The sequence below is a fragment of the Streptomyces sp. NPDC001204 genome (genome assembly GCF_053598035.1).
This window is the reverse complement of the sequence record NZ_JBSFJL010000097.1, coordinates 1-1,534: the sequence shown is the minus strand read 5'-3', so window position 1 is coordinate 1,534 and position 1,534 is coordinate 1. Positions and strand designations below refer to the sequence as shown.

The window sequence follows — 1,534 nt, the reverse complement described above, 5'->3', positions numbered from 1 at the left end:
GCCTCGGCGACCTGCGGGTGAAGCGCTTCCGGCGGGGCATGCTGCGGCTGCTCGGCGCGGGCGTGTTCGGCAGCGTGCCGCTGTGGCGTTCGTACCTCGACGTGGCCTACCCCGGCGTGAAGCCGGTCGGCTGGGCAGAGCGGCTCGACCGTATCGACTCCCTGCTGCGCGAGCCGGGCCGGATGAAGGCCCTGCAGGGCATGGGCCGCAGCGCCCCGACCGACGCCGGCGCGCAACTCAGTAACGTCCGCTGCCCGGTCCTGGTCGTGATGGGCACGCTCGACCCCGACTGGGCCGACCCGCACGCCGAGGGTTCGGCGATCGTGGATGCCCTGCCGTCCGGCCTCGGCCGGCTTGAGATGATCGAGGGCGCCGGGCACTACCCGCACGACCAGTTCCCCGACCAGGTGGTTTCGCTCATGCTCTCCTTCCTCCGATCGGACGCCGCTCGTGCCTAGGGCCGGCCTGGACCCGGCGGCCGTGGTCGCGGCCGGTGCCGCCCTCGCCGACGAGGTTGGCTTCGCCAACCTGACGATGGGCTTGCTGGCCGAGCGGGTGGGCGTGCGCACCCCGTCCCTGTACAAGCACGTGGGCGGCCAGGAAGACCTCAACCGGCGCATCGCGGCCTTGGCGTTGCGCGAGGCCGCCGACGCCGTCGGCGGCGCGGTCCAGGGGTACGCGGGCCGCGACGCTCTGGCGGCCGCGGCCCGCGCCTTCCGCGCGTTCGTCCTGGAGCACCCAGGCCGGTACGCCGCGACGATCGGCGTGGAACCGTCCGGCCCGGACGATCCCCTGGCCACCGCGGGCCAGCGGCTGCTCGACGCGTTCACGGCGGTCCTGCGCGGCTACGAGATCGCAGAGTCCGACGTGGACCACGCCCTGCGCATGCTGCGCAGCCTCTGCCACGGCTTCGCCACGCTGCAGGCGGGCAACGGCTTCCAGTGGAGCGCCGACATCGACGAGAGCTTCGAGTGGCTGATCGCCTTCGCCGACCGCGGCCTGCGCGCTCTTTGAGAATGCTGTGGCCGTCGACCGCTTCGACATCATCGGCGCCTTGGTCTGCCACGTCGGCATGGCCGTGATCATGTACTCGCTACGGGGCACTGACCCAGCGGACGCGGGAGTATTCCGCAACTTGCGCGGTGGTCAGGATGACGCGCGAGCCAGTGCCGTACGCGGGCGGCCCGTGCCGGTTGGGGCACCGGCCGGTGTGGCTGCCGCGTCCGCACTCGCCCTCACAACTTGCACCGCCAACTGGCGCGTTTCTTGCTGCCCTTGGAGATCTCTGGCTCAGTTGCCTGGGCAACGACTGCGGTTATCGGGTCGGGTGGGCACGTCGGGTCACAGCCTCGTGGCGTCGAGTTGGTGAGGGACGGTGCCAGCGCGAAGTTGGCGCAGGTCGACGCCGCCCGGATGGTGCGAATCGAACCGGCGCTTGACGGCTTCGCCGTCCTCGAGGCCGCCGGCGGCTTCGGACTGCCCTGCGAGGTCACCCGCAGCTACCACCTCCTCGTCGACACCCTGATCACCGGCC

2 protein-coding genes are annotated in these 1,534 nt (G+C 71.7%); both read left to right on the top strand.

The features are described from left to right. On the top strand, window positions 1–458 hold a 458-nt coding region (locus ACWC91_RS41575), incomplete at its 5' end, for an alpha/beta fold hydrolase (protein WP_450726404.1). 22 nt (window positions 459–480) lie between these two features. Continuing rightward, window positions 481–1,014, top strand: a complete 534-nt coding sequence (locus tag ACWC91_RS41570; protein WP_450726406.1) for a TetR/AcrR family transcriptional regulator — start codon at window positions 481–483, stop codon at window positions 1,012–1,014. Window positions 1,015–1,534: the final 520 nt, after the last annotated feature.